We start from the raw sequence: 17350 nt of genomic DNA, 5'->3' as shown, positions 1-17350 counted from the left end.
TATGCGTTTCAGATTCTTACTTGTGTTGTTGATGGCAGGCGCGCTGAGTTCTAGCGGACAGGAATTGAACTCGCCTCAGCTCTCCCAGTACCTGGCAGACAACCCCTTTGTGCTGGCCCCGACCTATGCCGGGATCGGCGACCACGTCAAGATCCGCTTGAACGGCCTGAGCCAGTGGGTGGGGATCGAGGACGCCCCGGAAACCCAGTCCCTGGCTGCCGACGCCCGTATCGGCAACCGTTCGGGGGCGGGGATTTTCCTGTATAACGACAGCAACGGCTTCACCCGCCAGCAGGGTGCCCGCCTGTCTTTTGCGCACCACCTGACCCTCGACAAATACGAAGATGAATTCCTTTCTTTCGGGATTTCGTATAATTTCAACCAGTTCCGGATCGACATCGAGGAATTCCAGAACCTGGGGGGAGACCCTTCTGTAACCGACGACCGGTCCACCAGCAACCACAACTTCGACGTGGGGGTAATGTACCGGATCAACAAGTTTTACCTCAGCGTCAATGCTTCCAACCTCATCGATAAGGACCTCACCGGGTTCAACCCCATTTTTGAGCCGAACCAACTCCGGAATTATTACGTTTACACGGGGTTCCGCTATTCCAAAAACAAAAACAGCCGGCTGGAGCTGGAGCCCTCTGTCCTTTATAAGATCTTTGAAAGCGACGGGCGTTCCGAAACCGACCTGAATATGAAATTGCGCCTCTACGATTTTGAGGACTATTACTATACGGGGGTAAACTACCGGTTCTTAAACGACCAGATCGGCCGCCCCCTGTACATTGCCCCCTTTGCGGGGCTTAAGAAAGGGAATTTCTATTTCGCCTACTCGGTGCAAATCATCCTCAATGATATCCTGGCGTTCAGTTACGGGACCCACGTGATTACCGTAGGGGTCGATTTGTTCCAGGGCCTGAGCAATTGCCGGTGTACGTATTAATCCCGGAAGGGCGCCCAAAACGACTGCAGATCAAGGGTAATCTCTGGTTTTTGTCCTAGTTTTGCAGAAAACGAACATTTTGGGAAAAGTACGCCTGGATAACATCCGCCTGTATGCCTTCCACGGCTGCCTCAGGGAAGAAGGCATTATCGGGTCGGACTACCGGGTAGACCTCGAAGTACAGGCCAACCTGGAAAAAGCGGCCCTGACGGACCGGCTTTCCGACACCGTGGATTATGTTCACCTGCATGGGATTGTCAGGGAAGAAATGGAAACCAGGAGCCACCTGTTGGAAACGGTTGCCGACAGGATCCTGAGCCGCATCTTCAGGGACCATCCACAGGTGGAAGAAGCGGAGGTGGCAATTTCCAAAGTCAACCCTCCCCTGGGCGGGGATGTTCAGCAGGTTACCGTGATTCTTCGGAAGTCGCGATGAAAGATTGTTTTTTTGAAGCCGGAAAAAATAATACCTTTGTGCTCCTGAAAAGGCATCGTGGCCGAGTGGCTAGGCGCAGCTCTGCAAAAGCTTGTACAGCGGTTCGAATCCGCTCGATGCCTCAGAAAACCCCGATACTCCTTCGGGGTTTTTTCATTCCCTGATCAGCTCGATCCCCTGCTCTATATTCAGCTTGTCTTTAGGGAGGAACCCCTTTACGATCAGGACCACCCCGCATAGGGCAAGGATGATTCCCAGCACCTTTTTGATCTGGTAGATCCGCTTTCGCGTCAGTTTCCTTTTGAGTTGTTTGGCCAGCAGGATCTTTACGATATCGGTCGCCAAATAGGCCCCCAGCATGGCGCTGAAAAATGTGATCAGGCGATTGGGTTCATTCTCCAGGCTGGGTCCCACGATAATGATAACCCCCAGCCAGAATACCAATACCCCGATATTTATGAAATTCAGCAGGAAACCCTTTACAAAAAGGCCAAGGTAATCGCTTCCCCGGGTAACGATCCGGGGCTTTTTTTCTTTGAAATCGGACCTGAAGATGGTGGTCAACCCGTAAACCAGCAAAATAACGCCCCCAAAAACATAGAGCCCGGGCTGGTTGCTAAGGTTCTCCAGCAACTGGTAACTACTGAAGTAGGCGATAATCAGAAAGAAAATGTCGGCCAGGATCACCCCCAGGTCGAGTACCAGGCCTGCCCGAAAGCCCTTGGTGGCGCTGGTTTCCAGTAAAACAAAGAATACAGGCCCAACCATGAAGCTCAACAGGAAGCCCAAGGGGATCGCAGCCTGGATATCCTCCCACATAGTACTTACATCCTTTTTATGGTCCCGCCGAAAACGGTCTTCTCGTCCATTTTTGCGGGCTTGCCGTATACCTGTACTTCCCCGCCCGCCTTTACGGTGGCCTTTACATAGTCGGTAGCGTGGATTTCAGCCAGGGAACCGGCGTTCACGTTTACGGTACAGAAACCTGTCTTAAAATTTTTTCCCTTGTATATACCCCCGGTATTAATCTGTACATCCTGGTTTTTGGAGGTCCCTTCTGCAGTAATCAGGCCACCGGTGACCACCTTCACCAAAAACTGGGTGACCTCGGCCCTGATCTGAATTTCCCCCCCTTCCTGGGCCTTCACTTCAAGGACCTCCTGGCGCAGGGTTTCACTGGAGATAATGCGGGCATCTTCATTCACATCGATGACCTTCAGGGGCTGTGCGTAGTAAACGTCCACAAAAGTCCGATACCCGCTGAACATCCGCGTAACCTGCATCCTGATTTTCAGCACGCCGTCGGTATTGACTACAGACACCTCCTGGAGGTTTGCCCCTTTTACCACAGCCCGGTTCTGGTCGCCGGGGATCAGGGTCACCGATATACCATCGAAAACTTTTATTTCGGAAAATGGTTGCAGGGGGGTGTTCAGGGTGGCCTCCTGGGCATGGGTGCCCTGGGTGGCCCACCCCGACAAAACAAACCATAAGATGAAGATTCTACGGTCCATTAGCGGCAGGTCTACTGTGAACTTATGCCTTTCCAACCAGGGAGAAATCGAGGTGCCTTTTAATGAGGTCGGTATTTTTTACCATTACCTCCACTTCATCCCCTAACTGGTATATTTTACCCCTGCGTTCGCCCACAAGGGCATATTGCTTTTCATCAAAGGTATAATAATCATCTTTTATATCCCTGATCCGCACCATCCCCTCGCACTTGTTTTCGATGATCTCCACATAGATCCCCCATTCGGTGACCCCGGAGATCACCCCCCTGAAGGCCTGGTCGCGGTGGTCTTCCATGAATTTAATCTGCATATACTTTACGGAATCCCGTTCTGCGCTTACCGCGAGATATTCCATTTGGGAAGAGTGTTTCGCCTTTTCTTCATATTCCGCTGCTGAGGGCGATTTTCCGCCCTCGAGATAATGCTGCAGCAGGCGGTGCACCATCACATCCGGATACCTCCGTATCGGGGAGGTAAAATGGGTGTAGTAATCAAAGGCCAGGCCGTAATGCCCGATGTTCTCAGTGCTGTAGACGGCCTTGCTCATGGTGCGGATGGTCAGGGTATCGACCATGTTTTGCTCTTTCTTCCCCTTAACGTCTTCAAGCAACCGGTTCAGCGAACTATTGAGCGATTTCTTGTCCTTGAAATCCAATTGGTACCCAAAACGCTTGACCAGGGCACCCAGGGCGAGCACCTTGTCTTCGTTGGGTTCATCGTGGATGCGGTAGATAAAGGTTTTTTCAGGGCGCTGCTTGCCGATGAATTGGGCTACCTTCCTGTTGGCCAGCAACATAAATTCCTCGATGAGTTTATTGGCATCCTTGCTTTCCTTAAAATAGACCCCGGTGGGTTCATTTTCCTCATTGAGTAAAAATTTCACTTCCACCTTGTCAAAGGAAATAGCCCCGTGGCTCATCCGCTTATCGCGCAATTTCCGGGCCAGCCGGTTCATATCCAGAATCGCCTTCACCACGTCATCCGGCAGGGTATAGCCCGACTCGCGAATGGAAATATCTCCGGGGATGGCACCGTTGCCCGTTTCAATAACGTGCTGCGCCTCCTCATAAGCCAGGCGCTCGTTGGAATGGATCACCGTGCGGCCAAACCACTGCTCCTGCACCCTGGCCTCACTATCGAGCTCAAACACAGCCGAAAAGGTATACTTATCTTCCCTGGGCCTCAGGGAACAGGCATCGTTGGAAAGGATCTCGGGAAGCATGGGTACCACCCGGTCGACCAGGTATACCGAGGTAGCCCGGTTATAGGCTTCTTCTTCCAGGATGCTGTCCGTTTTTACATAATGCGAAACATCTGCGATATGGATCCCGATTTCAAGGTTGCCGTTCTCCAGTTTCCGGTACGAGAGCGCATCGTCAAAATCCTTGGCATCTTTGGGGTCGATTGTAAAAGTTAGCACTTCGCGGAAGTCTTTCCGTTTAGCCACCTCTTTGGGATGGATGCGGGTATCGAGCGAATTTGCATAGTGTTCCACTTCCGGGGGAAAGGTGTAGGGAAGGCCGTACTCGGCCAGGATGGAGTGGATTTCTGTATCGTGTTCGCCGGGGGTACCCAATACGGTGGTGACTTTTCCATACGGGCTGTCGGCATCGTCAGGCCAGCTCAGGTACTCCACGATCACCTTTTGGCGGTGTTCCGCCTTCCCGAGGTTATCGAGGGAGACAAAGAAATCGGTATACATCCGGTTGTCTGTAGCCCTGATGAAGGCAAAGGATTTGTAGAGGTCCACAATCCCCACAAACGCCGTTTTCTTTCGCTTGACTACCCGAATGACTTTGCCTTCAGGCCGGCTTCCCCTGCGCTTCTGCAGTAGTTGTACTTCCACTGTATCGCCGTGGAATGCCTTGTTGAGGTTTGGAAAACTTACGAAAATGTCATCTTCCAGCCCTTCGGCAGTGATATACGCATTGCCCTGGGTATTCACATCCACCGTACCTGTAAAAACCTGGGGCACGTAGGAACTGCTGTATTTTCCGGGGGATGTCTGTTGGATCCTGTTTTTATTGCTAAGCTCTTCAAGCCTTTTAATCAGCAGGTTACGCCCCTGGGTATCGGTAATTTTGAGCCTTGAAGCAATTTGTTTGTAATTGAAGCTCTGGTTGGGCTCAGCCTCAAGTACGGTAAAAATGCTTTTCGTTAATTCGTTGTTCTGTTGATTTTTAGCCCGTTTTTTCTTCTTCGACATTCATTAATTAATTTCAGGCGCAAATTACGAATAAAATTCTCCCTGACCCCGGTAAGGCCGCAAATGTCCTGAAGCGAGTTACCAACCAAACAGTAAATCATAACCATTTATTTTTCCTTTAATGAAATCCTTTTTTGATGATTATGATTGCTTGTTAATTGCAGGGATAAGTTACCCGGGTCGTTGTTGGATATGTCGTTATAAAGAATCCATTGACACCTTTTACCAGGGTTAAAAATCAGACCATCAAAACAATAGATAAGTTATCAACCAGGCCTGATAACTGGTTTAAACCAACATTTTTTAATAAAAAAACCGGGGGGAACGGTTGATTTCTCCCCTGTGTTTTGTCATTATCCGGGGGGGAGTTTCTTACAAGAATCACTTGCGGTATCCGATTAACTATTGTACTGCAAAAAAATTACGGGATACACAAAGAAGTTTGTATAGAAGTTATCCCCCGTTTTTTAACACTGGTATTGGGTTTGTGAGGCTGTAATAAACAACAGTCCTTCCCATTTTTATAACGCCTTTCCGCGCAGGGTTTTGTATTTTTACAGAGCGCATATCAAAAGGGGATCATGAAAATATCTATAGGAAACGACCACGCCGGAACAGAATATAAACTGGCCATTGTTGGGCTTCTGAAGTCCATGGGCATCGATACCATCAACCATGGCACCGACAGTACCGACAGCGTGGACTACCCGGATTTTATCCACCCGGTGGCAGAAGATGTGGAGGAAGGCACGGCAGATTACGGCATCATCATCTGCGGCAGCGGAAACGGGGCTGCCATGACCGCCAACAAACACCAGCACATCAGGGCAGCGCTTTGCTGGAACAAGGAACTGGTCTCCCTCGCCCGGGAGCACAACAATGCAAACATCCTGAGCCTGCCTTCCCGGTTTATTGCCATCCCCCAGGCCCTTGAAATGGTCCAAACGTTCTTAAATACCCCTTTTGCGGGAGGGCGGCATTCGCGGCGTATCGAGAAGATCCCCTGCCAATAAGCCAACTCCCCGAAAAAACGGGAATTTTCCATGGGCCACGGACACCACCACCATCACCACCACGATTCACGGGATCTGAAAGGAAGGAACCTCCTTATTTCCATTATCCTGAACATCGTCATTACCCTGGCCCAGGTGATTGGTGGCCTTATTTCCGGGAGCCTTGCCCTGCTTTCGGATGCCCTTCATAACTTTAGCGACGTCCTTTCGCTGGTGATCAGCTACGCCGCCAATTCCCTGGTGCGCAAGAAGGCGTCCACCAACCGCACCTTTGGCTATAAAAGGGCCGAAATCATCGCGGCTTTCGTAAATTCGGCCTCGCTTATTGCGGTCGCTGTTTTTCTGATCAAAGAGGCGATTGAGCGGTTTATGGATCCGCAACCCATCAGCACGGGGGTGGTGATCTGGCTTTCCATTTTGGGCATTGCGGCCAATGGCTTCAGCGTGTTGTTATTGCGGTCCGACTCAGACCGCAACATGAACCTGCGTTCGGCCTACCTGCACCTGCTTACCGATATGATGGCTTCAGTAGCCGTGCTTATAGGAGGGCTCCTAATGTATTTTTTCGGCTGGTTCTGGATCGATCCGGCCCTGACCATCCTCATCGCTATTTACCTGGTGTTTATGGGATACGACCTGCTTAAGGGCTCCACCCGGGTATTAATGCTTTTTACCCCTAAAAGCATAGAGGTACAGCGCATTGTGGAGGCTATTTGCAGCCTGGAACCCATAAAGAACGTGCACCATGTGCACATCTGGCAATTGAATGAAGACGAGGTGCATCTGGAGGCCCACCTCGATTTTAACAGGGACATCCTGCTGTCGGAATTCGATCAGATCCTGGCGGAAATTGAATCATTGCTCGAGCGCGAATTCGGCATCAACCACGTGAACATCCAGCCCGAATTCGGTAAGTGCGACAGTAAGAACATTATTGTACAGGACTAAATGGAGGTAAGCGTAAAAACCTTTGGGGAACTGGAAAAGGAGGAACTCTATCAGGTATTGCAATTGCGTGCGGCTATTTTTGTAGTGGAACAGGAATGCGCCTATCAGGACCTCGACGGCAAAGACCGCAAAGCGCTGCATGTCCTTGGGAAAGAAAATGGTGACGTGGTGGCTTATACGCGTGTTTTTGGCCCGGGGGACTATTTTGACGACGCCAGTATCGGGCGGGTCGCTGTACGCAGCGATTTCAGGGGGAAGGGTTTGGGCCTCGAGATCATGGAGGCTTCCCTGGAGGTGGTGCGTGGCCGGTACGCGGGCGTGACCATTACCCTTTCAGCCCAGCAATACCTCGAAAAATTTTATAAAGACCTGGGCTTCCGTTCCATTGGGGAAACCTACCTGGAAGACGGGATACCCCATATCCGCATGGTGAAGGACCCCGAAAATTGAAGCACTACCCTTAGGGCCTTCAGGTGATTTTAATGGGCTGTTTGTTCCCCAGGTTCAGTTCATTGAGCAGCGTGTCGGTGAACTTGTAATGCCCCCGGAAGGTAATAATCCGGAAACGGTTCGACTTCATCCGGCTCAGGGTGTCCAGGAACAACCATTTGGATTTCAGCAGGGTGGGGGTATCCGATTTCAGGCTGATGTCGAAAAAATACTTGATTCCGTTTTTGGTTGCGGTAATGTCGGGGGTGACGGAATTTCCCGTGCTCTTTTTCAGATAGGATTTAGGGGTTTCATAGCCTTCCATATCGGCTTTGATCTGATTGAAGCCGCGGGCTTCGAGGTGGGCTATGGATTGTTGCAATACTTCCTGGTTCTCTTGTTTTTCTGTCTGGATCATAACTAGTAATATAAAAAATTACCGGAGAAAACCAAATCCAGGGGGCAGATTAACAAAACATTAGGGGTCTTAGGACGCCCTTCCGGTTACAGGAAAACAGTTTTTCCCGACCGTACTGAGGTGTCTGCCGCCAGCACGATCCGAAGGCTGGCTACGGCATCCCGGAGATGCGCGGTGAGGTCCGAATTTTCCCTGATCGCGTTCAGGAAGAATTCCTGTTCGAGCCGGCACAGGCCATCGTGGTCGGGTTCATCACCCGTGGGGAGGTACTCGTCTTCATTTTCGAAATGCCCCGCAGCATCCAATGAGGCCGAGTGCTTCAGGAGCATGCCCGTTTTGGTGTGCCCCTCGATGTCATCGGAGGCCCCTTTGGGCACGTCGGAGATCGATACGGAACCCAGCGGTCCCATAACGTCTTTGATGAAGTAGGCGGTTTCGCTGATCATAGGCCCCCACCCGGCTTCATACCAGCCGACAGAGCCGTCATCAAAGCGGACCTGCAACTGACCGTAGTTGTACATCCCGGGGTCGATTTCCTCCGACAGGCGCGCCCCTATGGCGCTTACACTTACCGGGCGCGCCCCGGTCATCATACACATGATGTCTACGTAGTGTACCCCGCAATCCACAATGGGCGACATGGATTTCATGAGTTGTTTGTGGGTGTACCACTGCGGCCCCGAGCTTTGCTGGTTCAGGTTCATCCGCATCACCAGGGGCTTTCCCAGGGTCCTGGCCAGGGTCACAAAGCGCGCCCAGGCGGGATGCACCCTCAGGATATAACCCACCACAAGTTTGAGGCCTTTGGCTGCCGCCAGGGCCACAAGGGATTCCGCTTCCTCTGCGGTAAGGGCCAGGGGTTTCTCCACAAAAACATGGCATCCGGCCTCGAGGGCTTCGCGGACCAGGGGGGCGTGCGAATCGGGGTAGGTGTTCACGGAAACGGCCTGGGGCCGTACCTGATGGAGGGCTTCCCCAAGGCTGGCAAAAGTGGGGTATCCGCCGAGTTCAGCGGAAAGCGCATTGCGGCTTTTCGGGTTGCGGCTTACCAGTCCAAGGAGTTCAAACCCTTCCAGGGCATGGTAGGCACGGGCATGGCTGCTGCCCATATTCCCGCATCCCACAACCAATATACCTACAGGGTTGTTCATGGTTCCAGGCTGAAGGCGATTATTTTGTTTCCCTTGGGGGTGCCGAGCTTCTCGCCCCCGCACGCCAGGGCGAGGTATTGTTTTCCATCCACTTCGTACAGGGCAGGGGTGGCAAAAGCTGCGGCGGGGAGCAGGTATTCCCAAAGCAAGGCCCCGGTGTGCCGGTCAAATGCCCGCACATATCCATCTTTGGTGGCGGCGATAAACAACAATCCATTTTCGGTGATTACCGGCCCCCCGTAGTTTTCGGTCCCGGTGGGGCCTTCGGTTTGGCCACGGAGTTCCGGCGTATCGCCCAGGGGGATGCTCCACAGGAACTCTCCCCGGTTCAGGTCAATGGCGTGGAGGGTACCCCAGGGTGGGGAGATCCCCGGGAGGCCATTGCTGTCGAGGAATTTGTGGTACCCGGTGTGTTCATAGGGCAGGGAGGCTACAGGGGAGGCCGACGAGGCCCCCACCTCCTGCTTGTCGGGGGCATCGAGCAGGAAGGCGACCAGGGCTTCTTTTTCGGCCTTGCTGAGTTGCGGGAAGCCCGGCATCATCCCCTTTCCTTTGGTGATCTGCAGCGACAGTTCCTCTGCGGAGTACCGGGCCCCGACCCCGATCAGGGAAGGGTACCCGCTAGCGGCCAGCCCTTCCCGCCCGGGCTGGTGGCAGAGCATGCAATGGGTTTGGTACAGCTGTTCCCCAAGGGGCAGGGAGGTATCTACCGGGGCGGTTTTGCGCATCTGCAGGATCCAGGGCATCTCGTTGGAATTTACATACAGGATGCCGTTTTCCGGGTCGGCCCCGGCCCCGCCCCATTCCGCCCCCCCGTCGTATCCGGGCAGCAGGAAAACCGGCTCCAGGGAAGGCGGGGCAAATTGCCTTTTATCGGCTTTGTTGAAGCGCTCCAGCAGGGAATCCCGGTTCGGGGCGAAAGGGCTGATGTCCTCGGCCGTAAGATCCTGGGACTGGCGCGCAAAAGGCCGGGGTTTTACGGGAAGGGGCTGGGAAGGCCAGGCCTGTTCCCCTTCCAGGGACGAAGGGGGCATTTTCTTTTCCCGGATCTCAAATAGGGGCTCCCCACTCACCCGGTCGAATACAAACACATATCCCTGCTTGGTCACCTGGGCGACGGCCGGGATGCGCTTCCCGTTTTGCTCCACGGTCAGCAGGGTTGGCGGGGCTGGCGGGTCGCGGTCCCAGATATCATGGTGCACGAATTGGAAATGCCAGAGCCGTTTCCCGGTGTTGGCATCGAGGGCGAGCAGGCAGTCTGAAAACAGGTTCATGCCTTTGCGCATGCCCCCGTAGAAGTCGGGCGCCGCCGAACCGGTGGGCACATACAGGATTTCGCGCTCCTCGTCAAGGGCCATACCGGCCCAGTTATTGGCAGCCCCCACCTCCCTGTTCAGGTAGGTTTCGGGGTTGCCCCAGGTCCCGTGGCCGGGTTCTGAAGGGTAGGGGATGGTATGGAAGACCCAGGCGAGTTCTCCGGTGCGCACGTCAAAGGCCATGATGTCGCCCGGGGCAGCCCCCACCCCTTCCGAAATCCTCAGGGGCATGATGATCAAATCCCTGAAAATCGTGCCGGGGGTATTGGAGATCACAAATTTCTCCCGGGCGCTTTCCGGCAGGCCGGAGCGCAGGTCTATTTTGCCCCCCTGCCCGAAGGAGGCCACGGGTTTTCCGGTTCGGGCATCCAGGGCCCACAGGTCAGAGCCCAGGGTATAGAAGATCCGCTGGTCTTCCCCCTCCCTCCAGTAGCTCACCCCCCTGCTTGTGGAGTGCCAAACCTTAAGGGAGTCTCCGAACACCCAGATTTTTTCGCCCGTGCGCGCATCCAGGGCAAAAGCCCTGAGGGCTGCAGTAACCCCATAGAGCACGCTGTCGACCACCAGGGGGTTCATTTGCATCTGGCCGTAGTCGGGGAGGTCCGCTACCCATGCCGGCTTTAGAGTTGAAACATTTTCGGGGGTAAAGGCCCCGAGGGTGCTGAAATGGGTGCGCCCCGCATCGCCCAAATAGGCCGACCAGTCCCGGTAGTCGGCAGTGGGGGCCACTGACCCGCCGGGGTCCCGCCCGCAGGCGGAAAGCAACATCAGCGCGATTGCGGCAAACCGGACACAGGGGTGCGGGGCAAGGGGCATGGGAAGGGGTTTAAGTCCTAAAAATAGGAATTTCCGGCAAATGCTGCAGGCGGGGCATCAAAGGCCGAACAACCGGGAGCCCGACGCCATAACTGCCCCGCGATAGGAGGAGCCGAAAAGGTTCAGGTGGACCAGGAGGTAATACAGCTGATACAGTTCCACGCGCTGCGAAAACCCGTCTTCCCGGGGAAGGATTTCGCTATAGGCGTCATAAAAGCGCTGGGGAAAACCGCCGAACAACAGGGACATGGCCAGGTCAACCTCTGAATGCCCGAAGTACGCGGCCGGGTCGATCAGGTATGGGGTTCCCTTTTCCGAAATAAGGTAGTTCCCGCCCCACAGGTCCCCATGCAGGATGGACGGTTTAATTTCGGGCATCATCGGGACGATATGCTCCAGGATGCGCCCGGTGCCAGGGATGTCCGCCGGCTGCAACCACCCACCCCGGGCAGCCATAGCGTATTGGGGTTCCAGCCGGTGGCGCGCAAAGAAGGTGGCCCAATCCGTTTCAGGGGTGTTGCGCTGGGGCAGGGGGCCGATATAATTCGGCCCGGCCCATCCAAAGCCCTTTGCCGGCAGGGCATGCATTTGCGCAAGCCCCCGACCCAGGGCTTCAAAGGCGCGTGGGCTGCCGGGCCCTGTGGGAATAAACTCCAGGAGGAGGCAGGCGCCCTGCTCCAGGGGCTCCAGCCCGAGAACCCCGGGGGTCCCCAGGGTATTGGTGCGGGCGAGGGCATGCAGTCCATCGGCCTCTGCCCGGAGGATGTCTGCCCCTTGCGGCCCGGACATGATTTTGGCAAAAAACCTGCCCCGGGATGTTTCCAGCCGGAAGGCGGAAGCGCTGTCGCCCCCGCCCACCCGGCTGGCCTTTTGGATGTTGAATCGGAAAATGGCCTCCAGGGCCTCTGTCAGTTGGGATTCCAAGGCATCACCATTTTTGCCGGAACCTTCCGGCGGGGGGCTCCATGGGCTAGTTTTGCAGGATTTTGCTATAGGCTGCAGGGTTGCCCAGCAACTCCCGGGCGGCCATGATGGAGGGGTCGTGCGTCAGGTAGTAGTCGTAGAGCCCTTCCCTGTAGAAATACCGGGTGATGATTTCGTCTTCCAGCAGTTTTTGGATCTCCCCGGAATAGGTGTCCAGCGCCTTCAGCTTTTGTTTCTCCACCTGGGCCAGCAGGGCTTTGAAATCCGATTCCACGGCCCCTGAGAAAATGACGTCCTCCCTGTGGCTGAGGGCTTCCTGCAGGGCTTTTTCGGTGCGGGTTTCAAAGGCAAAGTCACTACGGCTCACAAAACCGAGGAAATCATTGTAAACGTTGGGGTCGAGCCGGAAATCCGAAACGGTTTCATGGGTGTGCGAATAGTAATACCCCGTGGCGAAGTCGAAAATCACGTGTTCATCCTGCAGGGCCTGGATCAGTTCGTTGGACCCCAGCTTTTCGATTTCTACATCGGGCACCACGCCCCCCCCGTCGGTTACCCTGCGGCCGTTGCGGGTGGTGAATTCCCGGTATTCCGTGGTGCGCAGGGCGTTGCCCTCGGCATCGCGGTTCCGGTAATCGAGGGCCTGGATGCAGCGGCCCGAGGGGGTATAGTAGCGGCTGATCGTCACTTTGAGCTGGGTGCCGTAGGTGAGTTTCAGGGGGCGTTGCACCAGCCCTTTCCCGAAGCTGCGGGCCCCCATAATCACTGCCCGGTCGAGGTCCTGCAGCCCCCCGGATACGATTTCGCTGGCGGAGGCGCTGCGGCCATTGATCAATACCGCCAGGGCGATTTCGGTGTCTTCGGGCGCATTGCGGGTTTTGTATTCCTGGTTGAACTTCTTCACCTTGGATTTGGTGGTCACGATCAGCTCCCCTTTCGGCACGAACAGGTTGGTCACGTTAATCGCCTCGGAAAGCAGCCCCCCCGGGTTGTTCCTCAGGTCGAGGATAATGCGCTGGGCCCCCTGCCCTTTCAGGTCCTGCAGGGCTGCGCGGGTCTGTTCGCTGGCCTTGGCGTTGAACCGCGCGAGCACGATGTATCCGGTTTGGTCGTCGGCCATGTGGTAATAGGGTACCGCATCGACCTCTATGGCCTCCCGCTCCAGGGAGGCGGTGGCCAGCTGCCCCTGCCGGCGGTAGGTGACCATGACCGAGGAACGGTCTGCCCCCTTGAGCAATTCCGTCGCGTCTTCCTTGAAGTCGGCTACCGCGATATCCCCGATTTTCACGATCTCATCGCCGGCCTTCAGGCCCGCCTTATCGGCCGGGTACCCCTTGTAGGGCTCCACGATAACCAGTTTGTCGGCATAGGAACGCACCAGGGCCCCGATCCCCGAATATTCCCCGGCGTTGCTGATCTTGAAGGCCTCCACATCCTGTTCGTTCAGGAATTGCGTATAGGGGTCCAGGTCCTGCAGCATGCTCTTGATGGCGGTATCCATCAGGGAGGCCGGGTTGGTTTCATCCACGTAGTTCATATTGAGTTCCTTGAACAGGGTGGTAAAGATTTCGATTTGCTTGGCGATCTCGAAAAAATCCGTTTTAAATCCGGTCGCCGTAAGGAAGATGCCGGCCGCCAGCAGGGGCAGGACCACTTTAGTTTTCAGCAGGTGCTTCATGGGGGTCAAAATTGTTCAGGATCGTCTTCATGGCCCGGGAAACCTTATTAAAATCGGGCATTTCCTTACCAAGGTATAAAAATACGAACGCATAGGTTCCCTGCATATTGTTAAATCTGCCCGCCTTTTCCAGGCGATAGGCTTCCCGCATCAGGCGTTTGATCCGGTTGCGGTCGACGGCTTTTTTGAACGACCTTTTGGGGACGGCAAAGCCGGCCTGCACGGGCACCCCCTCCGGGAGGTCCGCCCTCAGGGCATACAGGGCCAGGGGGAAGGACCGGAGCCTTTCGCCCTTTTCGAATACCGCCTCCCACAGTTTTTTCCGGGAAAGCTTTTCTTTCTTGGGAAACCGATAGGAAAGCATGCCCAAAAATAGGAATAATTACACGGGGAACCCGGATGACAATTATCATATTAAAGCGCCCCCTGAAGTCTTAAATTGCCGTTTAACAGGCGAATTGCGCCCCCATAAACCCGAAACTATGGGCACCCATGTGGTCAAACCCCTGGACACCTTCGAAGAACGGAGCGTCTACTTCCGCCGGCTGCTGACAGACCTTGAAGCCCTTGAACAGATGACCCTGGACGGGTCCTTCCTCCGCGACCCCATCCATATTGGCGCTGAGCAGGAGTTTTGCCTGGTCGACAAGAACTGGCAGCCTTCCAACCAGGCGGTTGCCATCCTGGAGGACATCGCGGAACCGCATTTTACCACCGAGCTCACCCGGTATAACCTGGAGATCAACCTGGATCCCCTTCCCCTGGACGGCACTTGTTTTTCACAGATGCACCGCCAACTGAACGACTTGCTGGACCTGGGGCAGGAAGTGGCTGAAAAACACGAAAACTACATCATCCTTACCGGGATCCTCCCCACCATCAGCACCCATTACCTGAAGGAGGACTATATGACGCCCAAGGAACGGTACAAGATCCTGAGCGATGCCATTAAACGGGTGCGCAAGGCCGACCTGGAGTTGCACGTCAAAGGGGTGGATGAGGTTCACCTCCGCCACGATTCGATTATGTACGAAGGCTGCAATACGAGTTTCCAGGCCCACCTGCAGATCGACCCGGACGACTTTGCCGACACCTACAACTGGGCCCAGGCCATCTCGGGGCCAATTTTGAGCATTTGCGCCAATTCGCCCATGCTGATGGGCCGGGAGCTTTGGGAAGAAACGCGCATCGCCCTCTTTACCCAGAGCGTGGATACCCGCAGGAGCACCTTCCTGCTCAATGAACGCCAACCCCGGGTAGGGTTTGGCACTTCCTGGGCCGAAGGCAGCCCTGCCGACTTTTTCAAGAAATCGATCCTCCGGTTCCGCAGCCTCATTTCCACCTCCTTTGAGGGGGAAGACAGCCTGCAGCAACTGGAAAAGGGGGTCACCCCCGAGCTGTCTGCCCTGAACCTGCACAACGGCACGGTATACCCCTGGAACCGCCTCTGCTACGGCCGCACCCAGGGGAAACCCCACCTGCGGATCGAAAACCGCTATATGCCTTCGGGGCCCACCACCTCCGATGAAATCGCCAACCTGATGTTCTGGGTGGGGGTTATGAAGGGCCGTCCCCGGGAATGGGAACAGATCCACCTGAAAATGGACTTCAGGGATGCAAAAAAGAACTTTTTCAATGCCGCCCGCTACGGGATGGCTGCCCAGTTCCACTGGGACGGGAAAATCATCCCCACCCGCGACCTGTTGCTGGAGTTTTTCCTTCCCATGGCCTATAAGGGCTTGGCCCGAGTGAATGTGGACCGGGCCGATGTGGAGCGCTACCTGGGGATCATCGAGAGGCGGATCCGCAGCCAAAACGGGGCGGAATGGATGGTGCAGTCGTACCGCGAGTTGCGCCGGGAATTCAATCCGCCGGAGGCTTTGCGAAGGCTTACGGCCTCGCTTTTCGACCGGTCGTACAAGGGATATCCCGTAGACGCCTGGAAAAAAATCCACGTCAACGAGGTGGCCCACGGGGCGAAGGCTAAAAAACGCGTGGGCGACCTGATGACCACCAAGATCATTACCGCCCAGGAAGAGGACAGTGCCGCCCTGGTGGTGCAGATGATGCAGTGGAACCATATCCACCATTTGCCCATTTTGAACGACCACAACGAATTGAGCGGCCTGTTGAGCTGGACCGATGTGGCCGAACTCCAGGAGACGGAAGCGATTTACAAATCCCGGATCCGGGACCTGATGAAGCAGGACCTGATTACGGTAGGCCCGGAAGCCCGGGTGGCCGAAGCGCGAAAACTTATGGAAACACACAAAATCAACAGCCTGCCCGTAGTGGTGGGCAACGCCCTGGTGGGCATTTTAACTTCAAACGACCTTTGATCTCATGGTATGGACCCAAAAGGACACCCAATCTACCCTGGCGGGCGACCGGATCATTGGCAGGGTTTCTTCCGGGGTCCCGGGCCCCACGGTCGTTTTTTTCGGGGGCATCCACGGAAATGAGCCCGCAGGGGTACGCGCCCTGGAAAAGGTCTTCGCGGACTTTGAGTCAGGGGAAGCAACCTGCGAGAAGGGGGCCGCAATCGGCATCCGGGGCAACCTGCCCGCCCTTGGCCGTCAGGAGCGGTACCTCCAGCACGACCTGAACCGGCTCTGGAACCCCGCGCGCATAGAACGCATTTTAGCAACCCCGGAAAGCCGGAGGTCCCCCGAGGAGAAAGAACTCGCTTTACTCCACGACCTGCTGCTGCACATCCTGGAGGAAGAGACCGCCCCGTTTTATTTTATCGACCTGCATACCACCTCCAGCCAGACGCTGCCCTTTATTACCATCAATGACTCCATGATCAACCGCAAGTTTTCCGGGCTTTTCCCGGTGCCGGTGATTTTGGGGATTGAGGAATACCTTGAGGGCCCGCTGCTGAGCTACATCAACCAGTTGGGCTATATCGCCCTTGGCTTTGAATCGGGCCAGCACCAGGATCCTGCCGCCATTACCCAGGCAGAGGATTTTATCTGGCTAACCCTGTATTTCTCAGGGGCAACCCCATCCCTTGCGGGCTTCCGGCAAAGGTATCAGCGCCTGCAAAAGGCCGCCCTGTGCGACCATTATTTTTACGAGGTGTTTTACCGGCACGAGCTTTCCAACGGGCACGGGTTTAGGATGGAGGAGGGGTACCGGAGTTTCCAGAGGGTCCCCAGGGGCGCCCGGGTCGCCACCCAGAAAGGGGAGCCCCTTGAATTGCAGAAACCGGGCATCCTGTTCATGCCCCTGTACCAGCAACAGGGGGAAGAGGGCTTTTTCCTGATCCGCCAGACCCCCAGGTGGGCCCTGGGCCTGTCTGCCCGGATGCGCAAATGGAAGTTTCACCGGTCCCTGAGTCTGCTGCCAGGGGTAAAATGGGCAGACGAACGACAGGACCGGTTGGTGGTGGACCTGCGGGTAGCCCGCTTTATGAGCAAACCCTTTTTCCACCTGCTGGGGTATCGAAGCCGACAGCGCGACGCCACCCACCTTGTGTTGCAGAACCGCGAACACCGGGCACGCAATGGCGATTACGCCGGCACGCCCTGGTACAGCCGGAACTGA

The 17350-nt window shown here is 55.3% G+C and carries 16 protein-coding genes and 1 tRNA gene; 8 read left to right on the top strand and 9 right to left on the bottom strand.

The genetic code is table 11. The features are described from left to right. Nucleotide 1: 1 nt before the first annotated feature. The 3 genes from NG653_RS04975 (at nucleotide 2) to NG653_RS04965 (ending at nucleotide 1510) form a co-directional block, all read left to right on the top strand. Nucleotides 2–952: a PorP/SprF family type IX secretion system membrane protein gene (locus tag NG653_RS04975; RefSeq protein ID WP_252740575.1), complete on the top strand. Its 951-nt coding sequence runs from the start codon at nucleotides 2–4 to the stop codon at nucleotides 950–952. A gap of 79 nt (nucleotides 953–1031) precedes the next feature. Beyond that, nucleotides 1032–1388, top strand: a complete 357-nt coding sequence (gene folB / locus NG653_RS04970) for a dihydroneopterin aldolase (RefSeq protein WP_252740574.1) — start codon at nucleotides 1032–1034, stop codon at nucleotides 1386–1388. Nucleotides 1389–1439: 51 nt separating this feature from the next. Continuing rightward, a tRNA-Cys gene (locus NG653_RS04965) sits at nucleotides 1440–1510 on the top strand. A gap of 31 nt (nucleotides 1511–1541) precedes the next feature. On the opposite strand, the gene NG653_RS04960 is transcribed toward NG653_RS04965, so the two are convergent. The 3 genes from NG653_RS04960 to rnr are packed head-to-tail and all read right to left on the bottom strand — an operon-like array spanning nucleotide 1542 to nucleotide 5108. Next, a complete protein-coding gene (locus tag NG653_RS04960; protein ID WP_252740573.1) occupies nucleotides 1542–2207 on the bottom strand; it encodes a LysE family translocator in 666 nt (221 codons plus the stop codon). 5 nt (nucleotides 2208–2212) lie between these two features. Further along, entirely contained in the window at nucleotides 2213–2902 is a 690-nt protein-coding gene (locus NG653_RS04955) for a head GIN domain-containing protein (protein ID WP_252740572.1), read from the bottom strand. A 22-nt stretch (nucleotides 2903–2924) separates the two neighbouring features. After that, nucleotides 2925–5108, bottom strand: a complete 2184-nt coding sequence (rnr, locus tag NG653_RS04950) for a ribonuclease R (protein ID WP_252740571.1) — start codon at nucleotides 5106–5108, stop codon at nucleotides 2925–2927. Between the two features lie 581 nt (nucleotides 5109–5689). Here rnr and rpiB point away from each other — a divergent pair. Genes rpiB through NG653_RS04935 form a run of 3 tightly spaced genes read left to right on the top strand, consistent with a single transcriptional unit; the run spans nucleotide 5690 to nucleotide 7519 of the window. Further along, nucleotides 5690–6121, top strand: a complete 432-nt coding sequence (gene rpiB / locus NG653_RS04945; protein WP_252740570.1) for a ribose 5-phosphate isomerase B — start codon at nucleotides 5690–5692, stop codon at nucleotides 6119–6121. Nucleotides 6122–6151: 30 nt separating this feature from the next. Then, the gene (locus NG653_RS04940; protein WP_252740569.1) at nucleotides 6152–7069 is read left to right on the top strand and encodes a cation diffusion facilitator family transporter; all 918 of its coding nucleotides are present in this window, start codon (nucleotides 6152–6154) and stop codon (nucleotides 7067–7069) included. Next, nucleotides 7070–7519 carry a GNAT family N-acetyltransferase gene (locus NG653_RS04935; RefSeq protein ID WP_252740568.1) on the top strand — a complete coding sequence of 150 codons (450 nt, stop codon included), beginning with the start codon at nucleotides 7070–7072 and terminating at the stop codon, nucleotides 7517–7519. It begins immediately after the preceding gene. A gap of 19 nt (nucleotides 7520–7538) precedes the next feature. Here the strand turns inward: NG653_RS04935 and NG653_RS04930 are convergent, their stop codons facing one another. The 6 genes from NG653_RS04930 to rnpA all read right to left on the bottom strand — a co-directional run bounded on the left by NG653_RS04930 (nucleotide 7539) and on the right by rnpA (nucleotide 14165). Then, nucleotides 7539–7916: a hypothetical protein gene (locus NG653_RS04930; protein WP_252740567.1), complete on the bottom strand. Its 378-nt coding sequence runs from the start codon at nucleotides 7914–7916 to the stop codon at nucleotides 7539–7541. Nucleotides 7917–8002: 86 nt separating this feature from the next. Further along, nucleotides 8003–9067 (bottom strand): Gfo/Idh/MocA family protein, encoded by a 1065-nt coding sequence (locus NG653_RS04925; protein WP_252740566.1) that lies wholly within the window; start codon nucleotides 9065–9067, stop codon nucleotides 8003–8005. Next, a complete protein-coding gene (locus NG653_RS04920) occupies nucleotides 9064–11199 on the bottom strand; it encodes an outer membrane protein assembly factor BamB family protein (RefSeq protein WP_252740565.1) in 2136 nt (711 codons plus the stop codon). The genes NG653_RS04925 and NG653_RS04920 overlap by 4 nt, the downstream gene beginning before the upstream one ends. Nucleotides 11200–11256: 57 nt before the next feature. Continuing rightward, on the bottom strand, nucleotides 11257–12123 hold the full coding sequence (locus tag NG653_RS04915) for a fructosamine kinase family protein (protein ID WP_252740564.1): 867 nt from the start codon (nucleotides 12121–12123) through the stop codon (nucleotides 11257–11259). A 46-nt stretch (nucleotides 12124–12169) separates the two neighbouring features. Then, a complete protein-coding gene (locus NG653_RS04910) occupies nucleotides 12170–13801 on the bottom strand; it encodes a S41 family peptidase (protein ID WP_252740563.1) in 1632 nt (543 codons plus the stop codon). After that, a complete protein-coding gene (gene rnpA / locus NG653_RS04905; RefSeq protein WP_252740562.1) occupies nucleotides 13779–14165 on the bottom strand; it encodes a ribonuclease P protein component in 387 nt (128 codons plus the stop codon). The genes NG653_RS04910 and rnpA overlap by 23 nt, the downstream gene beginning before the upstream one ends. Before the next feature lie 118 nt (nucleotides 14166–14283). On the opposite strand from rnpA, the gene NG653_RS04900 reads away from it, so the two are divergent. Together NG653_RS04900 and NG653_RS04895 are read left to right on the top strand one after the other, a co-directional pair. Further along, nucleotides 14284–16140: a glutamate-cysteine ligase family protein gene (locus tag NG653_RS04900; RefSeq protein WP_252740561.1), complete on the top strand. Its 1857-nt coding sequence runs from the start codon at nucleotides 14284–14286 to the stop codon at nucleotides 16138–16140. Between the two features lie 4 nt (nucleotides 16141–16144). Further along, nucleotides 16145–17350 (top strand): M14 family metallopeptidase, encoded by a 1206-nt coding sequence (locus tag NG653_RS04895; protein ID WP_252740560.1) that lies wholly within the window; start codon nucleotides 16145–16147, stop codon nucleotides 17348–17350.

Origin of the sequence: Robiginitalea marina (genome assembly GCF_024006985.1) — a bacterium.
Lineage (GTDB): Bacteria > Bacteroidota > Bacteroidia > Flavobacteriales > Flavobacteriaceae > Robiginitalea > Robiginitalea marina.
Note: the sequence above shows the minus strand (reverse complement) of the source record. Positions and strands in the feature narration are given on the sequence as shown.

What these genes read in the sequence shown, in the direction of transcription:
- NG653_RS04975 (WP_252740575.1), top strand. Translation starts at nt 2, where the DNA reads ATGCGTTTCAGATTCTTACTTGTGTTGTTGATGGCAGGCGCGCTGAGT.
- NG653_RS04960 (WP_252740573.1), bottom strand. Translation starts at nt 2,207, where the DNA reads ATGTGGGAGGATATCCAGGCTGCGATCCCCTTGGGCTTCCTGTTGAGC.
- NG653_RS04955 (WP_252740572.1), bottom strand. Translation starts at nt 2,902, where the DNA reads ATGGACCGTAGAATCTTCATCTTATGGTTTGTTTTGTCGGGGTGGGCC.
- rnr (WP_252740571.1), bottom strand. Translation starts at nt 5,108, where the DNA reads ATGTCGAAGAAGAAAAAACGGGCTAAAAATCAACAGAACAACGAATTA.
- rpiB (WP_252740570.1), top strand. Translation starts at nt 5,690, where the DNA reads ATGAAAATATCTATAGGAAACGACCACGCCGGAACAGAATATAAACTG.
- NG653_RS04940 (WP_252740569.1), top strand. Translation starts at nt 6,152, where the DNA reads ATGGGCCACGGACACCACCACCATCACCACCACGATTCACGGGATCTG.
- NG653_RS04935 (WP_252740568.1), top strand. Translation starts at nt 7,070, where the DNA reads ATGGAGGTAAGCGTAAAAACCTTTGGGGAACTGGAAAAGGAGGAACTC.
- NG653_RS04930 (WP_252740567.1), bottom strand. Translation starts at nt 7,916, where the DNA reads ATGATCCAGACAGAAAAACAAGAGAACCAGGAAGTATTGCAACAATCC.
- NG653_RS04925 (WP_252740566.1), bottom strand. Translation starts at nt 9,067, where the DNA reads ATGAACAACCCTGTAGGTATATTGGTTGTGGGATGCGGGAATATGGGC.
- NG653_RS04920 (WP_252740565.1), bottom strand. Translation starts at nt 11,199, where the DNA reads ATGCCCCTTGCCCCGCACCCCTGTGTCCGGTTTGCCGCAATCGCGCTG.
- NG653_RS04910 (WP_252740563.1), bottom strand. Translation starts at nt 13,801, where the DNA reads ATGAAGCACCTGCTGAAAACTAAAGTGGTCCTGCCCCTGCTGGCGGCC.
- rnpA (WP_252740562.1), bottom strand. Translation starts at nt 14,165, where the DNA reads ATGCTTTCCTATCGGTTTCCCAAGAAAGAAAAGCTTTCCCGGAAAAAA.
- NG653_RS04900 (WP_252740561.1), top strand. Translation starts at nt 14,284, where the DNA reads ATGGGCACCCATGTGGTCAAACCCCTGGACACCTTCGAAGAACGGAGC.
- NG653_RS04895 (WP_252740560.1), top strand. Translation starts at nt 16,145, where the DNA reads ATGGTATGGACCCAAAAGGACACCCAATCTACCCTGGCGGGCGACCGG.